This is a genomic window from Streptomyces sp. NPDC016677, assembly GCF_055562815.1.
Genome location: NZ_JBVHEO010000004.1, coordinates 531,730 through 554,328, shown reverse-complemented (window position 1 = coordinate 554,328; position 22,599 = coordinate 531,730). Strand labels below are relative to the sequence as shown.

The following is a 22,599-nucleotide window of genomic DNA, read 5'->3' as shown; positions in this document are numbered from 1 at the left end:
CCGTCGCCGGCGGTGCGGGGCGCTCGGTCCAGGAAGGGACCGTCATCGCACGCCCTCCGCCGCCCGGGCCATCAGGGCCGTGGACGAGCGGCCGTCGAGGTACGGGAGGAGGACCGCCTGGCCGCCCCACTCCTCCAGGAGCGCGGCCTCGGGGAGGTCCGCGCCGGCGTAGTCGCCGCCCTTGACCCAGACGTCGGGGCGCAGGTCGCCCAGCAGCCGTTCGGGGGTGTCCTCGTCGAAGACGGCGACGGCGTCCACGCAGGCCAGGGCGCGCAGGACGCGGATGCGGTCGGCGAGGGGGTTGACGGGGCGGCCCTCGCCCTTGCGGCGGCGGACGGAGGCGTCGGAGTTGACGCAGACCACCAGGCAGTCGCCGAGCCTGCGGGCGGCCTGGAGGAGGCCGACGTGTCCGGCGTGCAGCAGGTCGAAGCAGCCGCCCGCGGCGACGACGGTGCCGTGCTGGGCGCGGATACGGGCGGCGAGGGCGTGCGGGTCGTCGGTGTCGGGGGGCGGAACGGCGCGCGGCCGGGAGCCGGCCCGCGGCAGGGCGCCCGCGCCGCCCGCGGCGACGAACGCGCTCGCGGCGCCCACCGCGCCCTCCACGGCCTCGCCGACCAGCGTCCCGTCGGCCAGCAGTCCGGCGGCCGTCGCGGCGAACCGGTCGCCGGCGCCGCAGGAGTCGCCGGGGTGGGTGGCGGGCGCGGGCACGAGGAGGGGGTGTTCGCCGTAGGAGAGCAGGGCGCCCCGGGCGCCGAGGGTGACGGCGACGGCGGCGGCCTTCCAGTCGCGGACCAGGTCGGCGGCGATGTGCGCGGCGGCCCGCAGGGTGCCGTCCGGGCGGGCGTCGCCGGGGGCGAAGCCGTGCGCCTCCTTCTCGGCGGGCGTCACCAGCCGGGTGCCGGGCACGGGCGGGCCGCCGCGCGGGTGCGGGTCCCAGACCAGGGGCGGACGGTCGGTGAGTTCCTCGCGCAGGGCGTCGGCGGTGCCGCGGCCGTAGTCGGAGACCAGTACGGCGTGCGCGGAGCGCAGTGCGGCGCGGGCCTCGTCGGTGGCGGCGCGGGCGTGTCCGCCGCCGCGGTCGAGGCGGACGACGGGGCGGTCCTGGGCCAGGACGCGGGTCTTCTCGGGCAGCGTGCCGCCGAGCGGCAGCGGGATCAGGGTCAGCCAGGGGTCGAGGAGTTCCCGCAGCTCGCCGGAGGCGGGGTCGTCGCCCAGGCCGGTGATCAGGGTGACGTCGCGGCCGTCGCGGGCGGCGAGGTAGGCGGCGAGCGCGGCGCCGCCCGGCCGGACGCGTTCGGCGCACTCCGACACCACCGGCACGGGCGCGTCGGGGGCGAGCCGGTCGGCGGAGCCGGTCAGGTCGCGGTCGAGCAGCGCGTCGCCGACGACGACCAGCGGGGTCTTGTCACGCATGGGTGCCCCCTCCCCGGGCGCCCCGGGCCCGCGTGCCCCGGCCCCCCGCGCCCTGGTCCAGGGCGGCGTCGAAGGCCGCGCAGATCATGTGGACGGCGACCAGGTGGAGTTCCTGGACGGTCGCCGTCGTGGCGGCCTCCACGCACAGGGACTCGTCGCTGCCCGCCATCAGCGGGTTGGGTTCGCAGCCGGTCAGCGCCCACACCCGCAGGCCCGCCGCGCGGCCCGCGTCCGCGGCGGACAGCAGGTTGGCGCTGGCGCCGGAGGTGGACAGCAGCATCAGGACATCGCCCTCGCGGCCGTGCGCGCGGACCTGGCGGGCGAAGACCTCGTCGACGCCGTAGTCGTTGGCGATGGCGGTGGTGGAGGACGTGTCGGCGTGCAGGGCGATCGCGGAGAACGGCGGCCGGTCGTCGCGGTAGCGGCCGACGAGTTCGGCGGTCAGGTGCTGGGCCTGCGCGGCGCTGCCGCCGTTGCCGGCCGCGAGCAGCCGGCCGCCGCCGGAGAGGACGGCCGCGAGCTGTTCGCCCCAGCGCTGGGTGATGTGCGCGGAGGCGCGGAACGCGGCCAGCGCGTCCTGGAGTTCGTCGCAGTGCCCGACGACGGGCGGGTGCACGGTCATCACGCCACCTCCTGGGACAGTTCGTGGTCGGCGAGGGTCAGGCGGTAGACCTGTTCGGCGCCGTCGGCGACGCGCCGCCATGTGTAGTGCTTGAGGACGCGTTCGCGTCCGGCGGTGCCCAGGGCGCGGCGCAGCCGTTCGTCGGCGAGGAGGTCGCGGGCGGCGTCCGCGATCGCCCGGGGGCTGCCGGGTTCGACGAGCCGGCCGGTGACGCCGTCGGCGACGGAGTCGCGGTGGCCGCCGACGTCGGTGGCGAGCACGGGCACGCCGCAGCCCATCGCCTCCAGCGGCACGATGCCGAACGGCTCGTAGTGCGGGGTGCACAGCACGAGGTCGGCGCTGCCGATCAGGGTCGGCATGTGCTCGGGGTCGACCGCGCCGAGCAGCCGTACCCGGTCGGCGACGCCCATCCGGCGCGCGATGCTCGTCAGGCGCCGGGCCTCGGGGTCGGTGTCGACGTCGTCGGCGGGCGGGCCGCCGGCGATGAGGAGTTCGGCGTCGGGGATGTCGGCGAGGGCGCGGACGGCGAGGTCGTAGCCCTTGCGGGGGACGAGCCGGCCGCAGGCCAGCAGCCGGTGCCGGTGGCGGCGCGCGGGGGCGCGGCCGGTGTCGGCGCCGGGGCGGAAGTGGTGGGAGTCCACCCCGCACGGCACGACGGATACCTGGCGCGGGGGCACGCCCATGTCGCCCAGTTCGACGACCTCGTCGGTGCAGGTGGCCAGGACCCGGGCGCAGGAGCGGCCGAGCTGCCGTTCGATGCCGATGCGTTCGTGCGGGCTGGTGTCCCTGAGGCCCTGGTGGCGCCGCTTGACGGTGCCGAGGGCGTGGAAGGTCTGCACGAAGGGGACGCCGTGCGGCTGTACGCCGATCTGGGCGGCGAGGCCCGACATCCAGAAGTGGGCGTGCACCACGTCGGGCCGCTCCCGGGTGAAGGCCCGGGCCAGGTGGGCGCCGAAGGCGGGCATGTACGGCAGCAGGTCGTCCTTGGGCAGGGTCTCGGCCGGTCCGGCGGGGACGTGTTCGACGACCGCGCCGCCGGGCAGCGGTACCCGGTCGGGCAGGTCGAGGCCGTCGCGGCGGGTGTACACCGTGACGTCGTGGCCGCGCCGGGCCAGTTCCTCGCTGAGCCGGGCCACGTAGACGTTCTGTCCCCCGGCGTCGACGCCGCCGAGCGCGGCGAGCGGGCTCGCGTGCTCGGACACCATGGCGATCCTCATCGGGTCACCTCCTTCAGCAGCCGCTCCCAGTCGTCCAGGAAGCGGGACAGCCCGTAGCGGGCGAGGGCCGCCGCCCGGGCCTTCTCGCCGACCGCGCGGGCGTGCGCGGGGTCGGCGAGGAAGTCGCGTACGGCGTCGGTCAGTACGTCGACGCGGTTGGAGACCACTCCGGCGCCGGGCGGGACGGCCTCGGTCACCTCGGTGGTGGCGAGGGCGACCACGGGCATGCCCAGGTGCATGGCCTCCAGGAGGGACAGGCCCAGGGAGGTCCAGCGGACGGGGTGGACGTAGACGCGGCGGCGGGCGAGTGCGGTGTGCAGGTCGCTCTGCGGGACGTCCTGGGTGCGGCAGCGCGCGGGGTCGACGCCGAGGTGGGCGGCGAGTCCGTCCGTGCCCATGCCGAAGACGTCGAGGGGGGCGGCGCGGGCGAAGGCGGGCAGCAGGTCGGTACCGGTGGTACGGCCGCGCCGGACGGGCTCGTTGACGACGACGGCGGCGCGGTCCAGTTCGCCGGTCCAGCGGGGGCCGGGGTCGACGATGCCGTGTTCGACGACGGTGGTCTCGGTGCGGCCCGCGTCCCACATCAGGCGGTTGAAGTGGGTGACGTGGACGAGGATGACGCCGGGGAGGCCGGCGGCGGGGTGGCGGGTGTCGGGCACGTTTCCGTGGGGTGCGTTGTGCTCCAGGTAGACCAGGGGCGGGCGGCGGCCCAGCCAGCGGTCGACCAGGCCGAGTTCGTGGGGGCGCTGGAGGACGACGAGGTCGATCTCCTCGTCGCGCAGCTGCTCCGGCGGGACCTCGATCACCGACCGCGGCCAGTCCCAGGTGCGGGCGCGGCCGAGGCCGTCGGGGCCGCGGTCGGGGGTGACGGGGACGACGTAGGTGTGCGGGCCCTGCACGAAGGCCGTGGTCCACGACCCGTGCACGTGCCAGATGAGGATTCTCATGACGTCTCCCCCACGAGTTTCTCGACGGCGGCCGCCACGTCCGTGGCGGTGACGGTGTTCAGACAGGGATGGCCCGGTACGGGGCACTGGCGGGCGCGGCTGTCGGCGCAGGGCGCGTCCTGGTCGCCGAGGAGGACGTACGGCACTCCGTACGGCCGCCAGCGTTCGGCCGGGACGACCGGGGCGAACAGGGAGACGACGGGGGTGCCGACGGCGGCGGCGAGGTGGGCGGGGGCGGTGTTGCCGGTGACGACGGCGTCCGCGCCCGCGAGGACGCCGGAGAGTTCCGGGGCCTCGGTGCGGCCGCCGAGGTCGGTGCCGTGCTCCCCCGCCACGTGGGCGGTGAGGTCGCGTTCGCCGGGGCCGCCGGTGACCAGGACGCGGTGTCCGGCGGCGGCGAGTTCGCGTACGGCTTCGGCGGCGCGGTCGGGGCTCCAGGCGCGGGCGGGGACGCTGGCGCCGGGGTGCAGGACGACGTACGGGCCGGGTCCGGTCAGTTCCGTGACGGCGGGCGGCCGGCGTACCCGCAGCCGGCCGTCGTCGGGGCACGGGAAGCCGGCCGCCTCCGCCAGGCCGAGGGCCGCTTCGGCCTCGTGGGCGTGCGGGGCGCGCTGGTGGCGCACGTCGAGCAGGGAGCCGGGGTAGTCCACGCTGTCCGCGGCCAGGCGGCGGACGCCGGCCAGGCGCAGCACCAGGGCGGTGGGCAGCGGGGACTGGTGGAAGGAGGTCAGGATCAGGCCGGTGTCGGCGTCGATCCGGGCGGTGAGGGCGTCGAGGTCGGCGCGGTCCACGGCGGGCGGTTCGAACCCGCCCCAGGGCGCGTCCCACACCAGCACCTCGTCCACGCCGGGCAGCAGCCGCGCGGCGGGCGCGCCGCGGGTGCCGCACAGCAGGGTGACGTGGTCGGCGCGGGCGGCGACGGCCCGGACGGCGGGCCCGGCGAGCAGTACGTCGCCGAAGCTGTCCAGCCGCGTGACGATCGCCCTCATCGCGGCCTCCCCGGGGTGTCGCCGGCGGCCGGGGCCCGCCACACCGCCGCGTCCGCCGGGGCGGCCGGGCCGCCGATGGCGTAGGCGTTCTCGATGGGGCGTTCGTCGGCCAGGACCCGGCCCTTGGGCGGGCCGCCGAGCAGCGCGCGTACGGCGGTCAGCAGGTCCGGCGCCACATGGGCGGCGGCGGCCGTCTCCTCGGGGCGGGTCGCCGCGTTGGGGACGAGGACCCCGTGGGCGCCGGCCCGGCGCGCGGCCTCGACGTCGGCGCCGATGTCGCCGATGACGACGGTCTCGGCGGGGCCGGCGCAGATCCGGCCGGCCGCCCAGAGGATCATGCCGGGCCGCGGCTTGCGGCAGTGGCAGCCGTCGTCCGGGCCGTGCGGGCAGACCGCCCACACGTCGAAGGGGCCGAGCAGGTCGTCGATCCGGCGGTTGACGCGGCGTACGTCGGCGTCGGTGAGCAGGCCGCGGGCCACGCCGGACTGGTTGGTGACGACGCCGGTGCGGATGCCGTGCGCGCGCAGCAGGTCCAGTGCCTCGCGGGCGCCGTCGACCGGGCGGACCCGCTCGGGGTCGCGGTTGTAGGGGACGTCGTGGACCAGGGTGCCGTCGCGGTCGAACAGGACGGCCTTGACGGTGCCGGCCGCCCGCACGGCGGCGGTGTCGGGGGTGCTCACGCGGCCACCTCCCGCCAGGCGGGGGCGGACCGGTGCCGCAGCTCGCCGCCGATCCGGTGCCAGGTGGCGGCCGGCGGGATGAGCGCGCTGGTCACGAGCATGGTCGTCACCTCGTCGCGGGTGCGCGGGCCGGGTGCGAGGCGGGCCCAGGCGAACTCGGCGGTGCCGGCGGCCCAGCCGAGCCCGGCGACGGCGGCGGCCCGGGGGCGGCCGGCGGCGGCGAGGAGGAGGGCCGCGGCACCGGCGGCGGTGATGGCCATGTGGCGGCGGATCCGGCCCCGGGGCGCGACCGCCTTGTCCCACCAGTCGGGGCCGTGCAGGTGCCGCATCAGCGCGTCGTCGGCGTTGCCGCGCTGCTGTTTCAGGGAGACCCAGCGGGAGGCGGGCCGCACCGGGTGCCGGGTGGTGCGCCGGCCCTGCCGGATGCGCCAGCCGGCGTCGAGGACGCGCAGCGCGAGGTCGGCGTCCTCGCGGAAGGCGCGGGTGAAGCGTTCGTCGAAGCCGCCGACCTCCTTGAGCACCTCGGTGCGGTAGGCCATGTCGGCGGTGATCCAGCGGGCCGTGGCGAGGCCGGCGGTGCCGCGCTCCCAGTCGGTGGGGCGGCGTTCGCCGGGCAGCGGGACGGCGATGACGCCCTGGACGGCGCCGGTGTCGGGGGCGGCCCCGGTGAGGTCCTGGACGAGCTGGTCGCACCAGTGGGGGCCGACCTGGACGTCGTCGTCGAGGAACGCGGTCCACTCGGTGGTGACGGCGCGCAGGCCGGTGTTGCGGGCGGCGGCCGGTCCGCGTCCGCCGCCGCGCAGCACGACGGTGCGCTCGCGCAGGTCGCCGAGGACGGTCAGCGGGTGTTCCAGCGCGCCGGGCTCGGCGTCGGCGTCCGGCGCGGGCCGGTCGTCGACGAGGAGGATCTCGTCCGGCTTCGGTCCGGTCGCGGCGGCGAGCGCGGCCAGGCAGTCGGCCAGCGTCGCCCGGACGAGGGTGGGGATCACCACGGAGTAGCCGGGGTGGCCCTCGGAGTGTCCGGTCATGCGAAGACCCTCCCCCGGCGGACGGCGAACGGTCCGATGGCGAGGAGGTCCACCGGCGCGGAGCCGAAGCACTCCAGGGCGTCGCGCGGGTCGTCGACCATGGGCCGGCCGGCGGTGTTGAGGCTGGTGTTGACGACGACCGGCAGTCCCGTGCGGCGTTCGAAGGCGTGCAGCATCCGCGCGACGAGCGGCTCGCGGCGCTCCTCGACGGTCTGGATGCGGGCGGTGCCGTCGACGTGGACGACGGCCGGTACGCGGTCCCGCCACGCGGCGGCGACGTCGTGCACGAAGAGCATGTACGGGCTGGGGATCGGCCCGCCGGAGAAGATCTCGGCGGCGCGGTCGGCCAGCACCATGGGCGCGACCGGCCGGAACTCCTCGCGGCCCTTGACGGCGTTGAGGCGCTCCAGGTTCTCCGCGCGGCCCGGGTGGGCCATCAGGGAGCGGTGTCCGAGGGCGCGCGGCCCGTACTCGCTGCGGCCCTGGAACCAGGCGACGACGCCGTCCCGGGCCAGTTCCTCGGCGACCGTCTCGGCGATGTCGCCGGGTTCCTCGTAGGGGATCGCGGCCGTCTCCAGCCAGGCGCGGATCTCGTCGTCGCTCCAGCCGCGCCCGAGGTCGGCGCCGGGCATCGGCTCGGGGGCGGCGCCCTCCTGGGCGGCGGCGACGTGCAGGGCGCCGCCGAGGGCGGTCCCGGCGTCGCCGGCGGCGGGCTGCACCCAGACGTTCTGGTAGGGGCCCTCGCGGGCGATGCGCGTGTTGGCGACGCAGTTGAGGGCGACGCCGCCGGCCATGGTCAGACAGTCGCCGCCGGCCTCGCGGTGCAGCCAGTGGACGAGGTCGAGGAGGGTCTCCTCCAGGACGGCCTGGGCGCTGGCGGCGAGGTCGGCGTGGACCTGGGTCCACTCCTGGTCCCTGGGGCGGGCCGGGGCGAGGGCGGCCCAGTCGACGCCGTGGGCGCGGAAGCCGCCGTCGCCGGTGGCGTGGACGTGCTCGCGGATCCGGCCGGCGAAGCGGGGCGTGCCGTAGGAGGCGAGGGCCATGACCTTGAACTCGTCGCTGCTGCGCAGGAAGCCGAGGTGCTCGGTCAGCTCCTCGTAGACCAGGCCGAGCGAGTGCGGCAGGGCCTGGGTGGCGAGGGTGTCGAGCTTGCCGTCGCGGTAGCGGCCGGCCAGGTGGGAGGCGCACTCGCCGCGTCCGTCGAGGACGAGGACGTCGTTGTCGGGGTGCGGGGAGGCCGGTCCGGCGGAGGCGGCGTGGGCGACGTGGTGCGGGACGAAGACGACCTGGTCGGGGTCGAGTCCGGGCAGCGCCTCGGCGAGGAACTGCGGGGCGCGGCGGGCGTACTCCAGGCGCAGCGGGTCCCAGGGGTCGTCCAGGCCCATGTCCCGGGCGGGCCGGGCGAGCTTGGGGTCGAAGGAGTACGCGACGGCGTCCAGTTCGCCGGGCCGCACGCCCGCGTGCTCCAGGCACCAGCGGGCCGAGAGTTCCGGCACCTCCCAGGCGGAGAACGGCACCGGCCGCTTGCCGTGCTTGCGGCGGCTGAAGCGCTCTTCCTCGGCGGCCGCGACGGTCCTGCCGTCCACGACGAGGGCGGCGGCGGGGTCGTGGAACAGAGCGTTGATACCGAGGATGCGCATGAGGTGTACTCCGTCCTGTGTCGCTTCCGGGTCGCGGGTGCCGCGGGACAGCTGCCTCAAACACTTGGAAACAGCTCAACTCCGGAAAGAGAGGGCAAAACCACCCTTGGTGACCGTGCCGGTGGTTCAGGCCGCGACGGCGTGCGCGAACCAGCCGATGGTGCGTTCCAGGCCCTCGTTCCAGTCGGTGCGGGGGCGCCAGCCGAGCCGTTCGCGGGCCAGCGTGGTGTCGGGGCGGCGGCGCCCGGGGTCGTCGACGGGGCGTTCGACGAAGCGGATGCGGGAGCCGGAGCCGGTGAGGTCGACGATGCGGCGGGCCAGTTCCAGCATGGTGATCTCGTCGGTGCCGCCGATGTTCACCGGCCCGGTCTCCCGGGACGCGGCGAGGGCGAGGACGCCGTCCACGGTGTCGTCGACGTAGCACAGGGAGCGGGTCTGGCCGCCGTCCCCGGCGACGGTGAGCGGTACGCCGTCCAGGGCCTGGGCGATGAAGGTGGGCACGGCGCGGCCGTCGCCGGTGCGCATCCGGGGGCCGTAGGTGTTGAAGATGCGGACGATGGCGGTGTCGGTGCCGTGCACCTGGCGGTGGGCGGTGGTGAGGGCCTCGGCGAACCGCTTGGACTCGTCGTAGACGCTGCGCGGGCCGACCGGGTTGACGTTGCCCCAGTAGGTCTCGCGCTGCGGGTGCTCCAGCGGGTCGCCGTAGACCTCGGAGGTGGAGGCGAGCAGGAAGCGGGCGCCGTCGGCGTGGGCCCGCTCCAGGGCGTTGCGGGTGCCGTTGCTGCCCACGTCGAGGGTCTCCAGCGGGAGGCGGAGGTAGTCGGCCGGGGAGGCCGGGCAGGCGAAGTGCAGGACCAGGTCGAACCGGCCGGGCAGGCCGCGCAGGGCGGCGGGGTCGGTGGCGTCGGCGGGGACGAAGCGGAAGCCCCGCTCGCGCTCCAGGGCGGCCACGTTGCTCCGGGCGCCGGTGGCGAGGTTGTCCAGGCAGACGACCTCGGTGCCGGCGTCGAGCAGCCGGCCGCACAGGTGGGATCCCACGAATCCGGCGCCGCCGGTGACCAGCGCCCGGCGCCAGGACCGGCCGCCGCTGAGGCTCTCGCTCACGGGGCTCTCCTCACTCTCGCGTTCACGTGCGTGTCGGCGAGTAACCGGCGACAGCCCTCCGTACCCCGAACGCGTATTCGGAAGCGGTGGTGGTGGCCGGTCACGGGGAGGAGACCCGGCCGCGGATTCCCTACGATCGTGACGTGGCCACCTTCTTGCTCGAACGCACGGCACCGCTCCCGCTGGACGAGACCTGGCGCCGGCTCACCGAGTGGCACCGGCACGGCGACGCGGTGCCGCTGACCCGGATCACCGTCACCACCGCCCCGCCCACCGGCCCCGGCACCCGCTTCGTCGCCCGCACGGGCCTGGGGCCGCTCGCCTTCGACGACCCGATGGAGGTGACCGTCTGGGAGCCACCGGGGGACGGGACGCCGGGCCGGTGCCGCGTGGAGAAGCGGGGCCGGGTGGTGCGGGGCTGGGCGGAACTGGAGGTCCGCCCGGGTCCCGGCGGCCGCACCCGGGTCCGCTGGCACGAGGAGCTGACCGTCCGCCTGCTGCCGTCGGCGCTCGACGGGACCCTGGAGCGCTCCGGCCGGTACGTCTTCGGACGGGCGGTCAACCGGCTCCTCAGGCAGCCGTGAGACAACCGGTCACTCCCGCCGCCCGGACCGGCCCTCGATCAGGAACACCGCCCGACGCGTGGTAGCTTCTGCGGACGAGACTGTATACGAGCTGTATGCGACGCAGGGGGCCACGGTGACGTCCGGACGGGAGAAGGCGTACGCCTACCTGAAGGAGACCGTGCTGACGGACCCCGCGATGCAGGGCGAGTTCCTCTCCGAGCAGGAGGTCGCCGACCGCATCGGCGTCTCGCGCACCCCCATCCGGGAGGCGCTGCTGCTGCTCGCCGCCGAGGACCTGGTGCAACTGGTGCCCAAGCGCGGCGCCCGCGTCGCCCCGCTGTCCGGGCGGGAGATCACCGAGCTGATGGAGCTGCGCGGCATCGTCGAGCGGTACGCGGCCGAGCGGGTGATCGCCACGGACAGCTGTCCGCTGACGGAGCTGAACGCCCTGCTGGAGCGCCAGCGCGCCCTGACCGGCCCGGCGCAGGCCCGCGAGTTCATCGCCGTGGACCAGCAGTTCCACATGACGCTGGTGGCGGCGGTGGGCAACGGCCTCCTGGACCGGCACTACGAGGGACTGCGCAGCCGGCAGGTCCGGGCGGGCGTGGTGGCGCTGTTCAACGCGCGCAACCGCCAGGACGCGGTCCTCGTGGAGCACCGCGCGATCCTGGACGCCCTGACCGCGGGGGACGCCGCCGCGGCTCGCGCGGCGATCGACGGCCACCTGGAGTCGACGCTGCGGGTACTGCTGGCGGGGTAGGCGCCCCGCAGGGGCGCGGGGAACCGCGCGACGAGCCACGACGGACCCGCAGCCGGAACACCCGGCCGTGCCGGCCTCACAGCCGCCGGTTCGCCAGCACCGAGATCCTCTCCCGCACCGCCCCCACCTCCGCCGGATCGAGGTCGGCCACGACCAGCTCGGGCCCCGCGCCCGCCGCACCCCGCACCGTGCCGTCCGGACCGGCCACCAGGCTGTACCCGATGCCGGTGGGCGCCTTCGGCGGCACCGGCGTGCCGCTCGCCTCGGGGTCGGCCTGGTCCACCGCCGCGACGAACAGCGTGGCGTCCAGCGCGCGGGCCCGCACCAGCAGCTCCCACTGCTCCCGCTTGCCCGGCCCCGCGCCCCAGGACGCGGCCAGCAGCGTCGCGACCGCGCCCGCGTCGGCGTGCGCCCGGAACAGCTCCGGGAAACGGACGTCGTAGCAGGTCGCGAGGCCGAGCCGGACGCCGTCCACGTCGATGGTGACGACCCGCGAGCCGGGCGCCACCGTGTCCGACTCGGCGAAGCCGAACGCGTCGTAGAGGTGGATCTTGTCGTAGGACGCCTCGACGCCGGGGCCGGTGGCCAGCAGGGTGTTGGTGACCCGGCCGTCCGGCGCGGGGGTGAACATGCCGGCCACCACGACGGTCCGGGAGGCCGCCGCGATCTTGCGCAGGCCGTCGGCCCAGGGGCCGTCCAGCGGTTCGGCGACCGGCTTGAGCGAGGTGCCGAAGCAGATCATCGACGCCTCCGGGAAGACCACGACCCGCGCGCCGGCCTCGGCGGCCCGCCGCGTCTCCCGCTCGATCAGCTCCAGGTTCCGCGCCGGATCGGTGCCGGTGGTGAGCTGGCTCAGTGCGATGCGCATGGGTGCGGTGTCCCTTCGTCGGCGGTACGGCTGTGCAGGAGGCGGTACGGGTTCACTGTGCGGCGGGCGCGTGGTCCCGCGCCTGCTCCACGAGGCGCACGTCCTCGTGCTCGGCGGTGTCGGCGTCCCGGCCCAGGGCGAGGCCCACGACCGTGACCACCGCCGTGAGCGCGATGTACCCGGCCAGCGGCACCCAGCTGTCGAAGGCGCCCAGCAACGCGGTGAACAGCAGCGGCGCCACCGCCCCGCCGATCACCCCGGCCAGCGTGTACGCCAGGGAGGAGCCGGTGTAGCGCAGGCGCGGCGAGAACTGCTCGGCGATGAAGGCCGCCTGGGGACCGTACATCAGGGAGTGCAGGACGAGGGCGACCACGACGCCGAGGGCCAGCAGCGGCCAGGAACCGCCGCCCACCATCGGGAAGAAGACGAACGGCCAGACGCCCGCGCCGACGGCCGACACCCCGTAGACCAGCCGCCGGTTGACCCGGTCGGTGAGCGCGCCGGCCAGCGGGATGAGGACGATCTGGAGCGCGGAGCCGATCAGTACGGCGGTGAGGGCGGAGCCGCGGGACATGTCCAGTTCGTCGGTGGCGTAGGTGAGGACGAAGACGGTGAACATCGCGTACAGCACGTCGGGGGCGACCCGGCTGAGGATGGCGGCCGTCAGCGCCCGGGGCTGGGTGGTGAACACCTCGCGCACCGGCGCCTGCGGCCGGTCCTGTTCGGCCTCCATCGCCTTGAAGACCGGCGTCTCCTCCAGCTTGGCCCGGATCCACAGCCCGAAGGCCACCAGCGCCGCCGACACCAGGAACGCGACCCGCCAGCCCCAGCTGGTGAACTGGTCCTCGGTGAGCAGCGCGCCGAGCGCGGCGAGCACACCGTTGGCGAGCAGGTTGCCGGCGGGCGGGCCGACCTGGGCGGCGGAGGCGTAGAAGCCGCGCTTCCTCGGGTCGCCGAACTCGCTGGACAGCAGCACCGCCCCGCCCCACTCGCCGCCGACGCCCACGCCCTGCGCGAACCGCAGCAGGACCAGGGCGATGGGGGCGGCGACGCCGATGGTGGAGTAGGCGGGCAGCACGCCGATCAGGAAGGTGGCGGCGCCGATCAGCACCAACGTGGCGATCAGCACCTTCTTGCGGCCGATGACATCGCCGAGGCGGCCGAAGACGATGCCGCCCAGCGGCCGGGAGACATAGCCCACGGCGTACGTGGAGAAGGCCAGCAGGGTGCCGGTCAGCGGGTCCTCGGAGGGGAAGAAGAGGTCGCCGAAGACCAGGGCCGCCGCCGCGGAGTACACGGCGAAGTCGTACCACTCCAGGGCGGTGCCGGTGAGGCTGGCGAAGAAGGCGCGGCGGATGCCGGAGCCGTCCGGCCGGGTGTCGTGCATGCTTCCTGTCCTTGCTTCGAGTGCCGTCCAACGTACGTGGACCTTCCGGCATACTTCTTGTATACAGGTCGTATGCGCAAGCCCCGCGCGGCAAGTTAACCCACTCGAAACCCCGACCGTGCCTACGTTTGGAGACCTCATGGCCGTGCTGACCTTCGAGCTGCCCGACGGAACCACCCGCGAGGTGGACGTCCGGCTGCTGCTCAACGCCGGGTACGCCGGGCGCAGCCAGGACGACGTCGCCGCGCACGTCGCCGAGCTGGCGGAGCTGGGCGTCCCCGCGCCGTCCGTCACCCCCGCCCTCTACCCGGTCTCGCCCTACCTCGCGCAGCAGACCACCGCGGTGCCCGCGCAGCACGGGCGGACCTCCGGCGAGGCCGAGTGGGCGCTGGTCGTGGCGGACGGCGGGGAGCTGCTGCTGACCGCCGCCTGCGACCACACCGACCGGGAGCTGGAGGTGCACGGCGTGGCCTGGAGCAAGAACGCGGGCCCGGACGTGCTGGCCCGGCGCGCGTGGCGGCTGGCGGACGTGGAGGAGCGGCTCGACCGGCTGACGCTGCGGGCGTGGGTGGGCCACGGCGGCGAGGAGACGCAGATCCAGGACGGCACGCTGGCCGAGCTGCTGACCCCCGCCTACTGGGCCGGGGTGCTGCGGGAGCGCGGCGAGCTGGTGCCGGGCACGGTGCTGATCTCCGGGACCATCCCGATGGCCGCCGAGGTGGACCAGTTCGCCGACGCCTGGCGGGTGGAGCTGGGCGACCCGGTGACCGGGGACACCATCGCGCTCTCCTACGACGTGGTGCCGATGCCGGCCCCGATCGGCTGAGGCAGGGGCGTCCCGTCGTGGTGGATCGGGGTGTGCGCCCCGGTCAGCGGGGCGCCCGTACCGCCGCGCCGGGCGGCGACGATCTCGGCGGCGATGGACAGCGCCGTCTCCTCGGGGGTGCGGGCGCCGAGGTCGAGGCCGATAGGGGACCTGAGCCGGGCCAGTTCACGGCGGGTCACCCCGGCCGCGCGCAGCCGCGCCGCGCGGTCCAGGTGGGTGCGGCGCGAGCCCATCGCGCCGATGTACGCCACCGGCAGCCGCAGCGCCCGCTCCAGCAGCGGTACGTCGAACTTGGCGTCGTGGGTGAGGACGCACAGGACGGTACGGGCGTCGACGTCCGTCCGCTCCAGGTACGCGTGCGGCCAGGCGACGACGACCTCGTCGGCGTCGGGGAAGCGGGCCTCGGTGGCGAAGACGGGCCGCGCGTCGCAGACGGTGACCCGGTAGCCGAGGAACTTCCCGGCCCGCACCAGCGCGGCGGCGAAGTCGATCGCGCCGAAGACGATCATCCGCGGGGGCGGGACGGAGGACTCGACCAGCACGGTCAGCGGCGCCCCGCACCGGGAGCCCTCCGCGCCTATCTCCACCGTGCCGGTGCGGCCGGCGTCCAGGAAGGCGGCCGCCTCGGCGGCGACCGTCCGGTCCAGTTCCGGGTGGACGCCGAGGCCGCCGTACCGGGTGCCGTCGGGGCGGACGGCGAGGGCGCGGCCCACCAGGTCACCGGGGCCGGCGACGACCCGGGCCAGGGCCGCCGCCTCCCCGCGGGCCGCGACGGCGAGCACCGGGCGGACGGGGTCGTCCGCCCGTACCGGCGTGACCAGGATGTCGATGACGCCGCCGCAGGTCAGCCCGGTCGCGAAGGCGTCCGCGTCGCTGTACCCGAACCGCTCGACCACGCTCTCGCCGTCCGCCAGCGCCCGCCGGCACAGCTCGTAGACGGCGCCCTCCACACAGCCCCCGGAGACCGACCCGACCGCCGTGCCGTCGGTGTCCACCGCGAGGGCGGCACCGGGCCGGCGGGGCGCGCTGCCGCTGACGGCCACCACGGTGGCGACGGCGAAGTCGCGGCCCTGCTCGACCCACCGGTGCAGCGGTTCGGCGATGTCCAGCATCTGTCGGTCTCCTCGGGGACGGGGGTGGAGGAACGGGTTCCCTGGCTGCGGCTAGCCCACGCCCAGCAGGCCCTCGATCGGGGCGAGCGCGAACCAGACGAGGAAGACGCCGGTCAGTGCCCACATGAGGGCCCCGGCCTCCCGCGCCCTGCCCTGCGCGGCCTTGATCGCGGTGTACGCGATGACGCCGGCGGCGACCCCGGTCGTGATGGTGTAGGTGAACGGCATCAGCACCACGGTCAGGAAGACCGGCACCGCCGTCGCCCGGTCCGCCCAGTCCACGTGCCGGGCGTGCGTCAGCATCATGGCGCCGATGACCACCAGCGCCGCCGACGCGACCTCCTGCGGCACCAGCGCGGTGAGCGGGGTGAAGAACAGGCAGGCCGCGAAGAGGGCGCCGGTGACGACCGAGGCGAGGCCGGTACGGGCGCCCTCGCCGACGCCGGTGGCCGACTCGACGAACACCGTCTGGCCGCCGGCGCCCGCCAGGCCGCCGACCGCTCCCCCGGCGCCGTCGATGAACAGCGCCTTGGACAGGCCCGGCATCCGGCCCCGGTCGTCGGCGAGCTTCGCCTCGGTGCCGACGCCGATGATGGTCGCCATCGCGTCGAAGAACCCGGCGAGGACGAGGGTGAACACGATCACGCCGACGGTCATCGCGCCGGCCTCGCCCCAGCCGCCGAACTCGACGGCGCCGAAGAGCGAGAAGTCCGGCAGGGAGAGCGCGCCGCCGTGCAGCTCGGGGGCGCCGTTCGCCCACTGCCCCGGGTCGACGGCCCCGGCGGCGTTGAGCACCGCCGCGCCCACCGTGCCGCCGAGGATGCCGATCAGGAGGGCGCCGGGGACGTTCCGGGCCTGGAGGACGATGATCAGCAGCAGGGTCCCGGCGAAGAGCAGCACCGGCCAGCCGGTGAGCTGCCCGGCCGGGCCGAGGCTGAGCGGGGTGGTCTCGCCCTGGTGGACGAAGCCGGACTTGTAGAGGCCGATCAGGGCGATGAACAGGCCGATGCCCATGGTGATGCCGTGCTTGAGCGGCAACGGGATCGCGTTCATGATCATCTCGCGCAGTCCGGTGACGGCGAGCAGCATGATGACCACGCCGTAGACCACGCACATGCCCATCGCCTGCGGCCAGGTCATGGCGGGGGCGACCTGCGAGGCGAGGACGCCGGAGACGGAGAGGCCGGCGGCGAGCGCGAGCGGCACCTTGCCGACGAGGCCCATCAGCAGGGTGGTCAGGGCCGCCGCGAACGCGGTCGCGGTGATCAGGGCCTTGGGGGCGAGGGTGTCGCCGGCCGCGTCCTCGCCGGACAGGATCAGGGGGTTGAGCAGGAGGATGTACGCCATCGCCATGAAGGTGGTGACGCCGCCGCGCACCTCGCGCGCGACGGTCGATCCCCGCCGGGACATGTGGAAGTACCGGTCGAGCCACGACCGTCCGGCCGGGACGCGGCTACCCGCGCCCGCGTCCTCGGCGGTGGTCGTGGGCTCCGCTGACGGGTGGGTCATGATGCCGTCTCCCGAGGTCACAGTTACTGGGACGTGCGCGACCCGGGGGACGGCCCAGGGCGAACGGGGTGGATCACGAACCGGTGAGGTGCTCCGGGCGGACCGGCGTCCGGTCCAGCGTCAGCCCCGTCGCGTCCCGGATCGCCGCGAGGACGGCCGGGGTGGACGACAGGGTGGGCGCCTCGCCGACGCCGCGCAGCCCGTACGGGGCGTGCTCGTCGGCGAGTTCGAGCACGTCGACCGGGATGGTCGGGGTGTCGAGGATGGTGGGGATCAGGTAGTCCGTGAAGGAGGGGTTCCTGACCTTGGCCGTCGCCGGGTCGACGACGATCTCCTCCATCACGGCGATGCCCAGGCCCTGCGTGGTGCCGCCCTGGATCTGGCCGACCACGGAGAGCGGGTTGAGCGCCTTGCCGACGTCCTGGGCGCAGGCCAGCTCGACCACCTTCACCAGGCCCAGTTCGGTGTCGACCTCGACGACGGCGCGGTGCGCGGCGAAGGAGTACTGGACATGGCCGTTGCCCTGCCCGGTGCGCGGGTCGAAGGGTTCGGTCGGCCGGTGCCGCCACTCCTTCTCGACCTCCACCACCTCGCCGTCGAGGACCTCCGCGAGGCCGGCCAGCGCCTCGCCGCCGTCGGTGACGACCTTGCCGTCCTCCAGCAGCAGCTCGGCGGTGGCCCAGGCGGGGTGGTACGAGCCGAACTTGCGGCGCCCGATCTCCAGCACCCGCTCCCGGACCAGTTCGCAGGCGTTCTTGACCGCGCCGCCGGTGACGTACGTCTGCCGGGACGCGGAGGTCGAACCGGCGCTGCCCACCCGGGTGTCGGCCGGACGGATCGTCACCTGGGCGACCCCCAGCTCGGTGCGGGCGATCTGCGCGTGCACGGTGACGCCGCCCTGCCCGACCTCCGCCATGGCCGTGTGCACGGTGGCCACCGGCTCACCGCCGACCACCTCCATCCGGACCCGCGCGGTCGAGTAGTCGTCGAACCCCTCGGAGAAGCCGACGTTCTTGATGCCGACCGCGTACCCGACCCCTCGTACGACGCCTTCCCCGTGGGTGGTGTTGGACAGGCCGCCGGGCAACTGCCGTACGTCGGTGCCCTCGCTGGACTCCCACTGGCGCTCGGGTGGCATCGGCCGGGCCTTGACGCGGCGCAGCAGTTCGGCGACCGGGGCGGGTGAGTCGACGGGCTGGCCGGTCGGCAGCAGGGTGCCCTGCTCCATGGCGTTGCGCTGCCTGAACTCCACCGGGTCCAGACCGAGTTCGCCGGCCACCTTGTCCATCTGCGCCTCGTAGGCGAAGCACGCCTGGACCGCGCCGAAGCCGCGCATCGCGCCGCAGGGCGGGTTGTTGGTGTAGAGGGCGACGGCCTCGATGTCGACGTCGTCGACGGCGTACGGTCCGACACCGAGCGAGGCGGCGTTGCCGACGACCGCCGGGGAGGCGGAGGCGTAGGCGCCGCCGTCCAGCACGATCCGGGCCTTGACGTGGGTGAGCCTGCCGTCGCGGGTGGCGCCGTGCTCGTAGGTGAGCTTGGCGGGGTGGCGGTGGACGTGGCCGAAGAAGGACTCGAAACGGTTGTAGACGATCTTCACCGGCTTGCCGGTCCGCAGGGCCAGCAGACAGGCGTGGATCTGCATCGACAGGTCCTCGCGCCCGCCGAACGCGCCGCCCACGCCGGCCAGCGTCATCCGTACCTTGTCCTCGGGGAGCCCGAGCACGGGCGCGATCTGGCGCAGGTCGGAGTGGAGCCACTGGGTGGCGATGTAGAGGTGGACGCCGCCGTCCTCCTCGGGGACGGCGAGGCCGGACTCGGGGCCGAGGAACGCCTGGTCCTGCATGCCGAAGGTGTACTCGCCGGTGACGATCACGTCGGCCCGCGCGCGGGCCGCCGTCACGTCGCCGCGCACGATGGGCTGGCGGTGGACGATGTTGGGGTGCGGGACGTGGCCGGCGTGGTGATCAGCGCGCTCGGCGTGGATCAGGATCGCGTCCGGGGCGGTCGCGGACGCCTCGTCGGTGACGACCGGCAGGTCCCGGTACTCGACCCTGATCCTGGCGGCGGCGCGGCGGGCGGTCTCCGGGTGGTCGGCGGCGACGATCGCGACGGGTTCGCCGTGGTGGCGTACCCGGCCGTGGGCGAGGACGGGGGTGTCCTGGATCTCCAGGCCGTAGTGGCGCACGCCGGCCGGCAGGTCGTCGTAGGTCATGACGGCGTACACGCCGGGCAGGGCGAGGGCCTGGCTGGTGTCGATGGAGACGATCTCGGCGTGCGCGACCGTGGAGCGCAGGATCTGGCCCCAGAGCATGTCCTCGTGCCACAGGTCGGACGAGTAGGCGAACTCGCCGGTGACCTTGAGGGTGCCGTCCGGGCGGAGCGTGGACTCGCCGATGCCGCCCCTGGTCCCCGAGTCCTGGGTGAGCTTGGCGGGCACGCCGGTGGGGAACGCCATGGTCAGACCCCCTCGGACGCGGAGCGGCGGGCGGCGGCCAGGCGGACCGCGTCCATGATCTTCTCGTAGCCCGTGCAGCGGCACAGGTTGCCCGAGAGCGCCTCGCGGATGTCGGCGTCGCCCGGGTCGGGGTGGCGCTCCAGCAGCTCGTCGGCGGCGACCAGCAGACCGGGGGTGCAGAAGCCGCACTGGACGGCGCCGGCGTCGATGAACGCCTGCTGGACCGGGGCGAGTCCGGTGCCGTCCGCCAGGCCCTCGACGGTGAGGACCTCGCGGCCCTCCGCCTGTCCGGCGGCGACCAGGCAGGAGCAGACCGGCACGCCGTCCAGGCGGACCGTGCAGGAGCCGCACTCGCCCTGCTCGCAGGCGTTCTTGGAGCCGGGCAGGCCGAGCCGCTCGCGCAGGACGTAGAGGAGGGACTCGCCCTCCCAGACGTCGTCGGCCCGCTGGGGGCGTCCGTTGACGGTGAGGTTGACGCGCATCAGGCGGCCTCTCCTTTCCGTGCGGCGGTGCGGTACGACTCCCAGGTCCAGGTCAGCGTCCGGCGGGCCATGACGCCGACCGCGTGCCGGCGGTAGGCCGCGGTGCCGCGTACGTCGTCGATGGGGTTGCAGGCGGCGGAGCACAACTGGGCGAACCGGCGGGCCACGGCCGGGGTGATGGTCTTCCCCGAGTCCCAGAAGCCGCCCTCCTCCAGTGCCGCGCCGAGGAACTCCTCGGCGGCCGTCGCCCGGACCGGCGTCGGCGCGGCCGAGCCGATGCCCGTGCGCACCGTCCGGGTCTCCGGGTGCAGCGCGAGGCCGAACGCGCAGACCGCGATGACCATGGCGTTGCGGGTGCCGACCTTGGAGAACTGCTGCGGTCCGTCCGCCTTCCGCACGTGCACGGCGCGGATCAGCTCGTCGGGCGCGAGCGCGTTGCGCTTCACGCCGGTGTAAAAGGCGTCGATGGGGATCATGCGGGTGCCGCGCACCGAGGCGGCCTCGACCTCGGCGCCGGCGGCGAGCAGCGCCGGGTGGGCGTCGCCGGCCGGGGAGGCGGTGCCGAGGTTGCCGCCGACGGAGCCGCGGTTGCGGATCTGCGGGGAGGCGACGGTGTGCGCGGCCAGGGCGAGGCCCGGCAGCTCGGCCCGCAGGTGCTCCATGATCTTCGTATAGGGGACGGCGGCGCCGAGCCGCACGCTGTGGTCGCCCACCTCCCACTCGCTCAGCTCGGCGACGCGGCCGAGGTCCATCAGGTACTCGGGCCTGCGGTGGTCGAAGTTGATCTCGACCATCACATCGGTGCCTCCCGCGATCGGTACGGCGGTGGGGTGCGCGGCCTTGGCGGCGAGCGCCTCCTCCCAGCCGGCGGGGCGGAGGAAGTCCATGAACGGCTCTCTTCTTCGTCGTGTGGGTCGTACGCGGGGGTCGTACGGATCGAGCCACACCGGGTGCGGCGGTCCGGGCTCGTTCATGCGCTGTTCACGTGGAGTGGCCCCAGTACACAGCCCTGTGCTCCGCCTGTGTCAGTCGCAGAAACCATGAAGGAGTTAGCTGGCCAGGGTGGTCATCTTGTAGATTCGTATGAACAGAGGTCTTCCGTAACCTCCCCGGTTTCCTGTGGAAACGCGCGACCCATCGGCGTGACCTGGAACACCCCTTCGAGACACACGAGACAGAGAACGGCGGCGACTCGAATGCGGCTGCGCGCACTGCTGGACACCGACGCGCTGGGCCTCAAGCTGCTCGGCGGCGAGCACGAGCTGGACCGTGCGGTGCGCGGCGTGATGACCACCGACCTGCGGGACCCGAGCCGCTACCTCTCCGGCGGCGAGCTGGTCCTGACCGGGCTGGCCTGGCGGCGCGACGCCGCGGACTCCGACCCGTTCGTCCGCATCCTGGCGCAGAACGGGGTGGCCGCGCTCGCCGCCGGGGAGGCGGAGCTGGGCAGCGTGCCGGAGGACCTGGTGGTGGCGTGCGCCCGGCACCGGCTGCCGCTGTTCGCGGTGCACGAGTCGGTGGCGTTCGCGACGATCACCGAGCACGTGGTGCGGCAGGTCTCCGGGGAGCGCGCCGGGGACCTCGCGGCGGTGGTCGACCGGCACCGCCGGATGATGACCTCCGGTCCGGCGGGCGGCGGCCCCGACGTCGTCCTGGAACTGCTCGGCACCGACCTGGACCTGCGGGCCTGGGTGCTGTCGCCGACCGGACGGCAGGTCGCGGGCGCGAAGACGGCGGGGTCCGCGCTCCCCGGTGAGGTGCGCGCGCGGCTCGCGGCGGAGCACCTGGCGGCCACGCGCGCCGGGCGGCGCGCTCCCCACCGCGTACAGGCCGGCCCGACCGCGTACAGCCTCTTCCCGGTACGCGGCGGGGGGCCCCGGCCCGGCCGCGCTCCGCGGGACGCCCCCGACGTGCGGGAGGCGGTGCTGTCCGAGTGGCTGCTGGCCGTCGAGGCGGACGCCGGGGACTGGGCGGAGGAGCGGCTCGACCTGCTGCACGGCGTCACCCAGCTGATAGCCGTCGAACGGGACCGCCGGGAGGCCGCCCGCACGGTCCGGCGGCGCCTGGCGCAGGAGATCCTCGAACTGGTCCAGTCGGGCGCCGCGCCCGCCGAGATCGCGGCCCGGCTGCGGGTCGCGGCGCCGGTGCTGCTGCCGGGCCTGGGCGCGGCCCCGCACTGGCAGGTGGTCGTGGCGCGGGTGGAGTGGGAGGGCGCGGCCGGGCCGGAGAGCGGCACCGGCGCGGTCGCCCAGGCGCTGCTGGAGGAGATCCTGGTCGACCCCCGCGTCCCCGGGCCCGAGCACTCCGACCGGATCGCCGTCGCGCACGTCGGCGACGAGGCCGTCGCCCTCGTACCGCTGCCGGCGGTCGCCCGGGAGCACGACGGCGGCGAGGCGGGCGTCGTGGCCGAGGCGCTGCTGGAGGCCGTACGGGAGCCCCTGTCGGCCGGGCTGGACGACGACGGGCGGATCACGGTCGGGGTGAGCGCGGCCGTGCACTCGGCGGAGGGGCTGCGCGGCGCCCTGGAGGAGGCGCGGCACGCCCGGCGGGTGGCGGCGGCGCGGCCCGGCCGGGTCTGCGCGGCCGGCCACCAGGAACTCGCCTCGCACGTGCTCCTCCTGCCCTTCGTCCCCGACGACGTGCGCCGGGCCTTCACCGCCCGGCTCCTGGACCCGCTGCGGGAGTACGACCGGCGCCACCGCGCCGAGCTGATCCCCACGCTGGAGGCGTTCCTGGCGTCGGACGGTTCCTGGACCCGCTGCGCGGCCCGGCTGCACCTGCACGTCAACACGCTGCGCTACCGCGTCGGGCGGATCGAGCAGTTGACGGGGCGTGACCTGTCGCGCCTGGAGGACAAGCTGGATTTCTTCCTGGCACTGCGGATGAGCTGACCGGCCGGGCCGGACCGCCCCGCCCCGGAGTCCCACGACTTTGTGAAATCCTTCACCCACCCCCTTGGCCGGGCCCCTCGTTCCGTGCTGAGATGCGGCC

Annotated in this window: 20 protein-coding genes; 4 read left to right on the top strand and 16 right to left on the bottom strand. The window is 75.0% G+C overall.

What is annotated here, in order from left to right:
- Window positions 1-42: 42 nt before the first annotated feature.
- From rfaE2 to ACZ3IG_RS15860, 9 genes are all read right to left on the bottom strand, one after another.
- Window positions 43-1,413 carry a D-glycero-beta-D-manno-heptose 1-phosphate adenylyltransferase gene (gene rfaE2 / locus ACZ3IG_RS15900; protein ID WP_467432389.1) on the bottom strand — a complete coding sequence of 457 codons (1,371 nt, stop codon included), beginning with the start codon at window positions 1,411-1,413 and terminating at the stop codon, window positions 43-45.
- Window positions 1,406-2,035, bottom strand: coding sequence for a D-sedoheptulose-7-phosphate isomerase (locus tag ACZ3IG_RS15895; RefSeq protein ID WP_467432388.1), 630 nt, complete (start codon window positions 2,033-2,035; stop codon window positions 1,406-1,408). Before ACZ3IG_RS15895 ends, rfaE2 begins: the two co-directional genes overlap by 8 nt.
- Window positions 2,035-3,252 (bottom strand): glycosyltransferase, encoded by a 1,218-nt coding sequence (locus ACZ3IG_RS15890; RefSeq protein ID WP_467432386.1) that lies wholly within the window; start codon window positions 3,250-3,252, stop codon window positions 2,035-2,037. The genes ACZ3IG_RS15895 and ACZ3IG_RS15890 overlap by 1 nt, the downstream gene beginning before the upstream one ends.
- Window positions 3,249-4,199, bottom strand: a complete 951-nt coding sequence (locus tag ACZ3IG_RS15885; protein ID WP_467432384.1) for a glycosyltransferase — start codon at window positions 4,197-4,199, stop codon at window positions 3,249-3,251. Before ACZ3IG_RS15885 ends, ACZ3IG_RS15890 begins: the two co-directional genes overlap by 4 nt.
- On the bottom strand, window positions 4,196-5,188 hold the full coding sequence (locus tag ACZ3IG_RS15880) for a glycosyltransferase family 9 protein (RefSeq protein WP_467432383.1): 993 nt from the start codon (window positions 5,186-5,188) through the stop codon (window positions 4,196-4,198). Before ACZ3IG_RS15880 ends, ACZ3IG_RS15885 begins: the two co-directional genes overlap by 4 nt.
- Window positions 5,185-5,868, bottom strand: coding sequence for a D-glycero-alpha-D-manno-heptose-1,7-bisphosphate 7-phosphatase (locus ACZ3IG_RS15875; RefSeq protein ID WP_467432382.1), 684 nt, complete (start codon window positions 5,866-5,868; stop codon window positions 5,185-5,187). Before ACZ3IG_RS15875 ends, ACZ3IG_RS15880 begins: the two co-directional genes overlap by 4 nt.
- Window positions 5,865-6,896 (bottom strand): glycosyltransferase family 2 protein, encoded by a 1,032-nt coding sequence (locus tag ACZ3IG_RS15870; RefSeq protein WP_467432380.1) that lies wholly within the window; start codon window positions 6,894-6,896, stop codon window positions 5,865-5,867. Before ACZ3IG_RS15870 ends, ACZ3IG_RS15875 begins: the two co-directional genes overlap by 4 nt.
- Window positions 6,893-8,536 (bottom strand): carbamoyltransferase family protein, encoded by a 1,644-nt coding sequence (locus ACZ3IG_RS15865; protein ID WP_467432378.1) that lies wholly within the window; start codon window positions 8,534-8,536, stop codon window positions 6,893-6,895. Before ACZ3IG_RS15865 ends, ACZ3IG_RS15870 begins: the two co-directional genes overlap by 4 nt.
- Window positions 8,537-8,662: 126 nt before the next feature.
- Window positions 8,663-9,640, bottom strand: coding sequence for an NAD-dependent epimerase/dehydratase family protein (locus ACZ3IG_RS15860; RefSeq protein WP_467432376.1), 978 nt, complete (start codon window positions 9,638-9,640; stop codon window positions 8,663-8,665).
- A gap of 143 nt (window positions 9,641-9,783) precedes the next feature.
- Here ACZ3IG_RS15860 and ACZ3IG_RS15855 point away from each other — a divergent pair, with 143 nt between their 5' ends.
- Complete coding sequence (locus ACZ3IG_RS15855) at window positions 9,784-10,224, top strand: SRPBCC family protein (protein WP_467432375.1); 441 nt, start codon at window positions 9,784-9,786, stop codon at window positions 10,222-10,224.
- Between the two features lie 115 nt (window positions 10,225-10,339).
- The gene (locus ACZ3IG_RS15850) at window positions 10,340-10,966 is read left to right on the top strand and encodes a GntR family transcriptional regulator (RefSeq protein WP_467432374.1); all 627 of its coding nucleotides are present in this window, start codon (window positions 10,340-10,342) and stop codon (window positions 10,964-10,966) included.
- Between the two features lie 76 nt (window positions 10,967-11,042).
- Here ACZ3IG_RS15850 and ACZ3IG_RS15845 read toward each other — a convergent pair whose 3' ends face one another.
- Both ACZ3IG_RS15845 and ACZ3IG_RS15840 read right to left on the bottom strand, forming a co-directional pair.
- Window positions 11,043-11,834, bottom strand: a complete 792-nt coding sequence (locus tag ACZ3IG_RS15845; RefSeq protein WP_467432372.1) for a carbon-nitrogen hydrolase family protein — start codon at window positions 11,832-11,834, stop codon at window positions 11,043-11,045.
- Between the two features lie 52 nt (window positions 11,835-11,886).
- Window positions 11,887-13,221 (bottom strand): MFS transporter, encoded by a 1,335-nt coding sequence (locus ACZ3IG_RS15840; RefSeq protein WP_467432369.1) that lies wholly within the window; start codon window positions 13,219-13,221, stop codon window positions 11,887-11,889.
- A 139-nt stretch (window positions 13,222-13,360) separates the two neighbouring features.
- Here ACZ3IG_RS15840 and ACZ3IG_RS15835 point away from each other — a divergent pair, with 139 nt between their 5' ends.
- The gene (locus ACZ3IG_RS15835; protein ID WP_467432368.1) at window positions 13,361-14,047 is read left to right on the top strand and encodes a DUF2848 domain-containing protein; all 687 of its coding nucleotides are present in this window, start codon (window positions 13,361-13,363) and stop codon (window positions 14,045-14,047) included.
- Here the strand turns inward: ACZ3IG_RS15835 and ACZ3IG_RS15830 are convergent.
- From ACZ3IG_RS15830 to ACZ3IG_RS15810, 5 genes are all read right to left on the bottom strand, one after another.
- The gene (locus ACZ3IG_RS15830; RefSeq protein WP_467432367.1) at window positions 14,011-15,159 is read right to left on the bottom strand and encodes an XdhC family protein; all 1,149 of its coding nucleotides are present in this window, start codon (window positions 15,157-15,159) and stop codon (window positions 14,011-14,013) included. The two genes, ACZ3IG_RS15835 and ACZ3IG_RS15830, sit on opposite strands and share 37 nt — an antisense overlap.
- A 51-nt stretch (window positions 15,160-15,210) precedes the next feature.
- Window positions 15,211-16,668, bottom strand: a complete 1,458-nt coding sequence (locus tag ACZ3IG_RS15825; RefSeq protein WP_467432365.1) for an NCS2 family permease — start codon at window positions 16,666-16,668, stop codon at window positions 15,211-15,213.
- Window positions 16,669-16,741: 73 nt separating this feature from the next.
- Complete coding sequence (gene pucD / locus ACZ3IG_RS15820; RefSeq protein WP_467432363.1) at window positions 16,742-19,126, bottom strand: xanthine dehydrogenase subunit D; 2,385 nt, start codon at window positions 19,124-19,126, stop codon at window positions 16,742-16,744.
- Window positions 19,127-19,128: 2 nt separating this feature from the next.
- Entirely contained in the window at window positions 19,129-19,608 is a 480-nt protein-coding gene (locus ACZ3IG_RS15815; RefSeq protein ID WP_467432361.1) for a (2Fe-2S)-binding protein, read from the bottom strand.
- Window positions 19,608-20,495, bottom strand: coding sequence for an FAD binding domain-containing protein (locus tag ACZ3IG_RS15810; RefSeq protein WP_467432360.1), 888 nt, complete (start codon window positions 20,493-20,495; stop codon window positions 19,608-19,610). Before ACZ3IG_RS15810 ends, ACZ3IG_RS15815 begins: the two co-directional genes overlap by 1 nt.
- Window positions 20,496-20,804: 309 nt before the next feature.
- Here ACZ3IG_RS15810 and ACZ3IG_RS15805 point away from each other — a divergent pair, with 309 nt between their 5' ends.
- Window positions 20,805-22,499 carry a PucR family transcriptional regulator gene (locus ACZ3IG_RS15805; RefSeq protein WP_467432359.1) on the top strand — a complete coding sequence of 565 codons (1,695 nt, stop codon included), beginning with the start codon at window positions 20,805-20,807 and terminating at the stop codon, window positions 22,497-22,499.
- The last annotated feature ends 100 nt before the right edge of the window (window positions 22,500-22,599 follow it).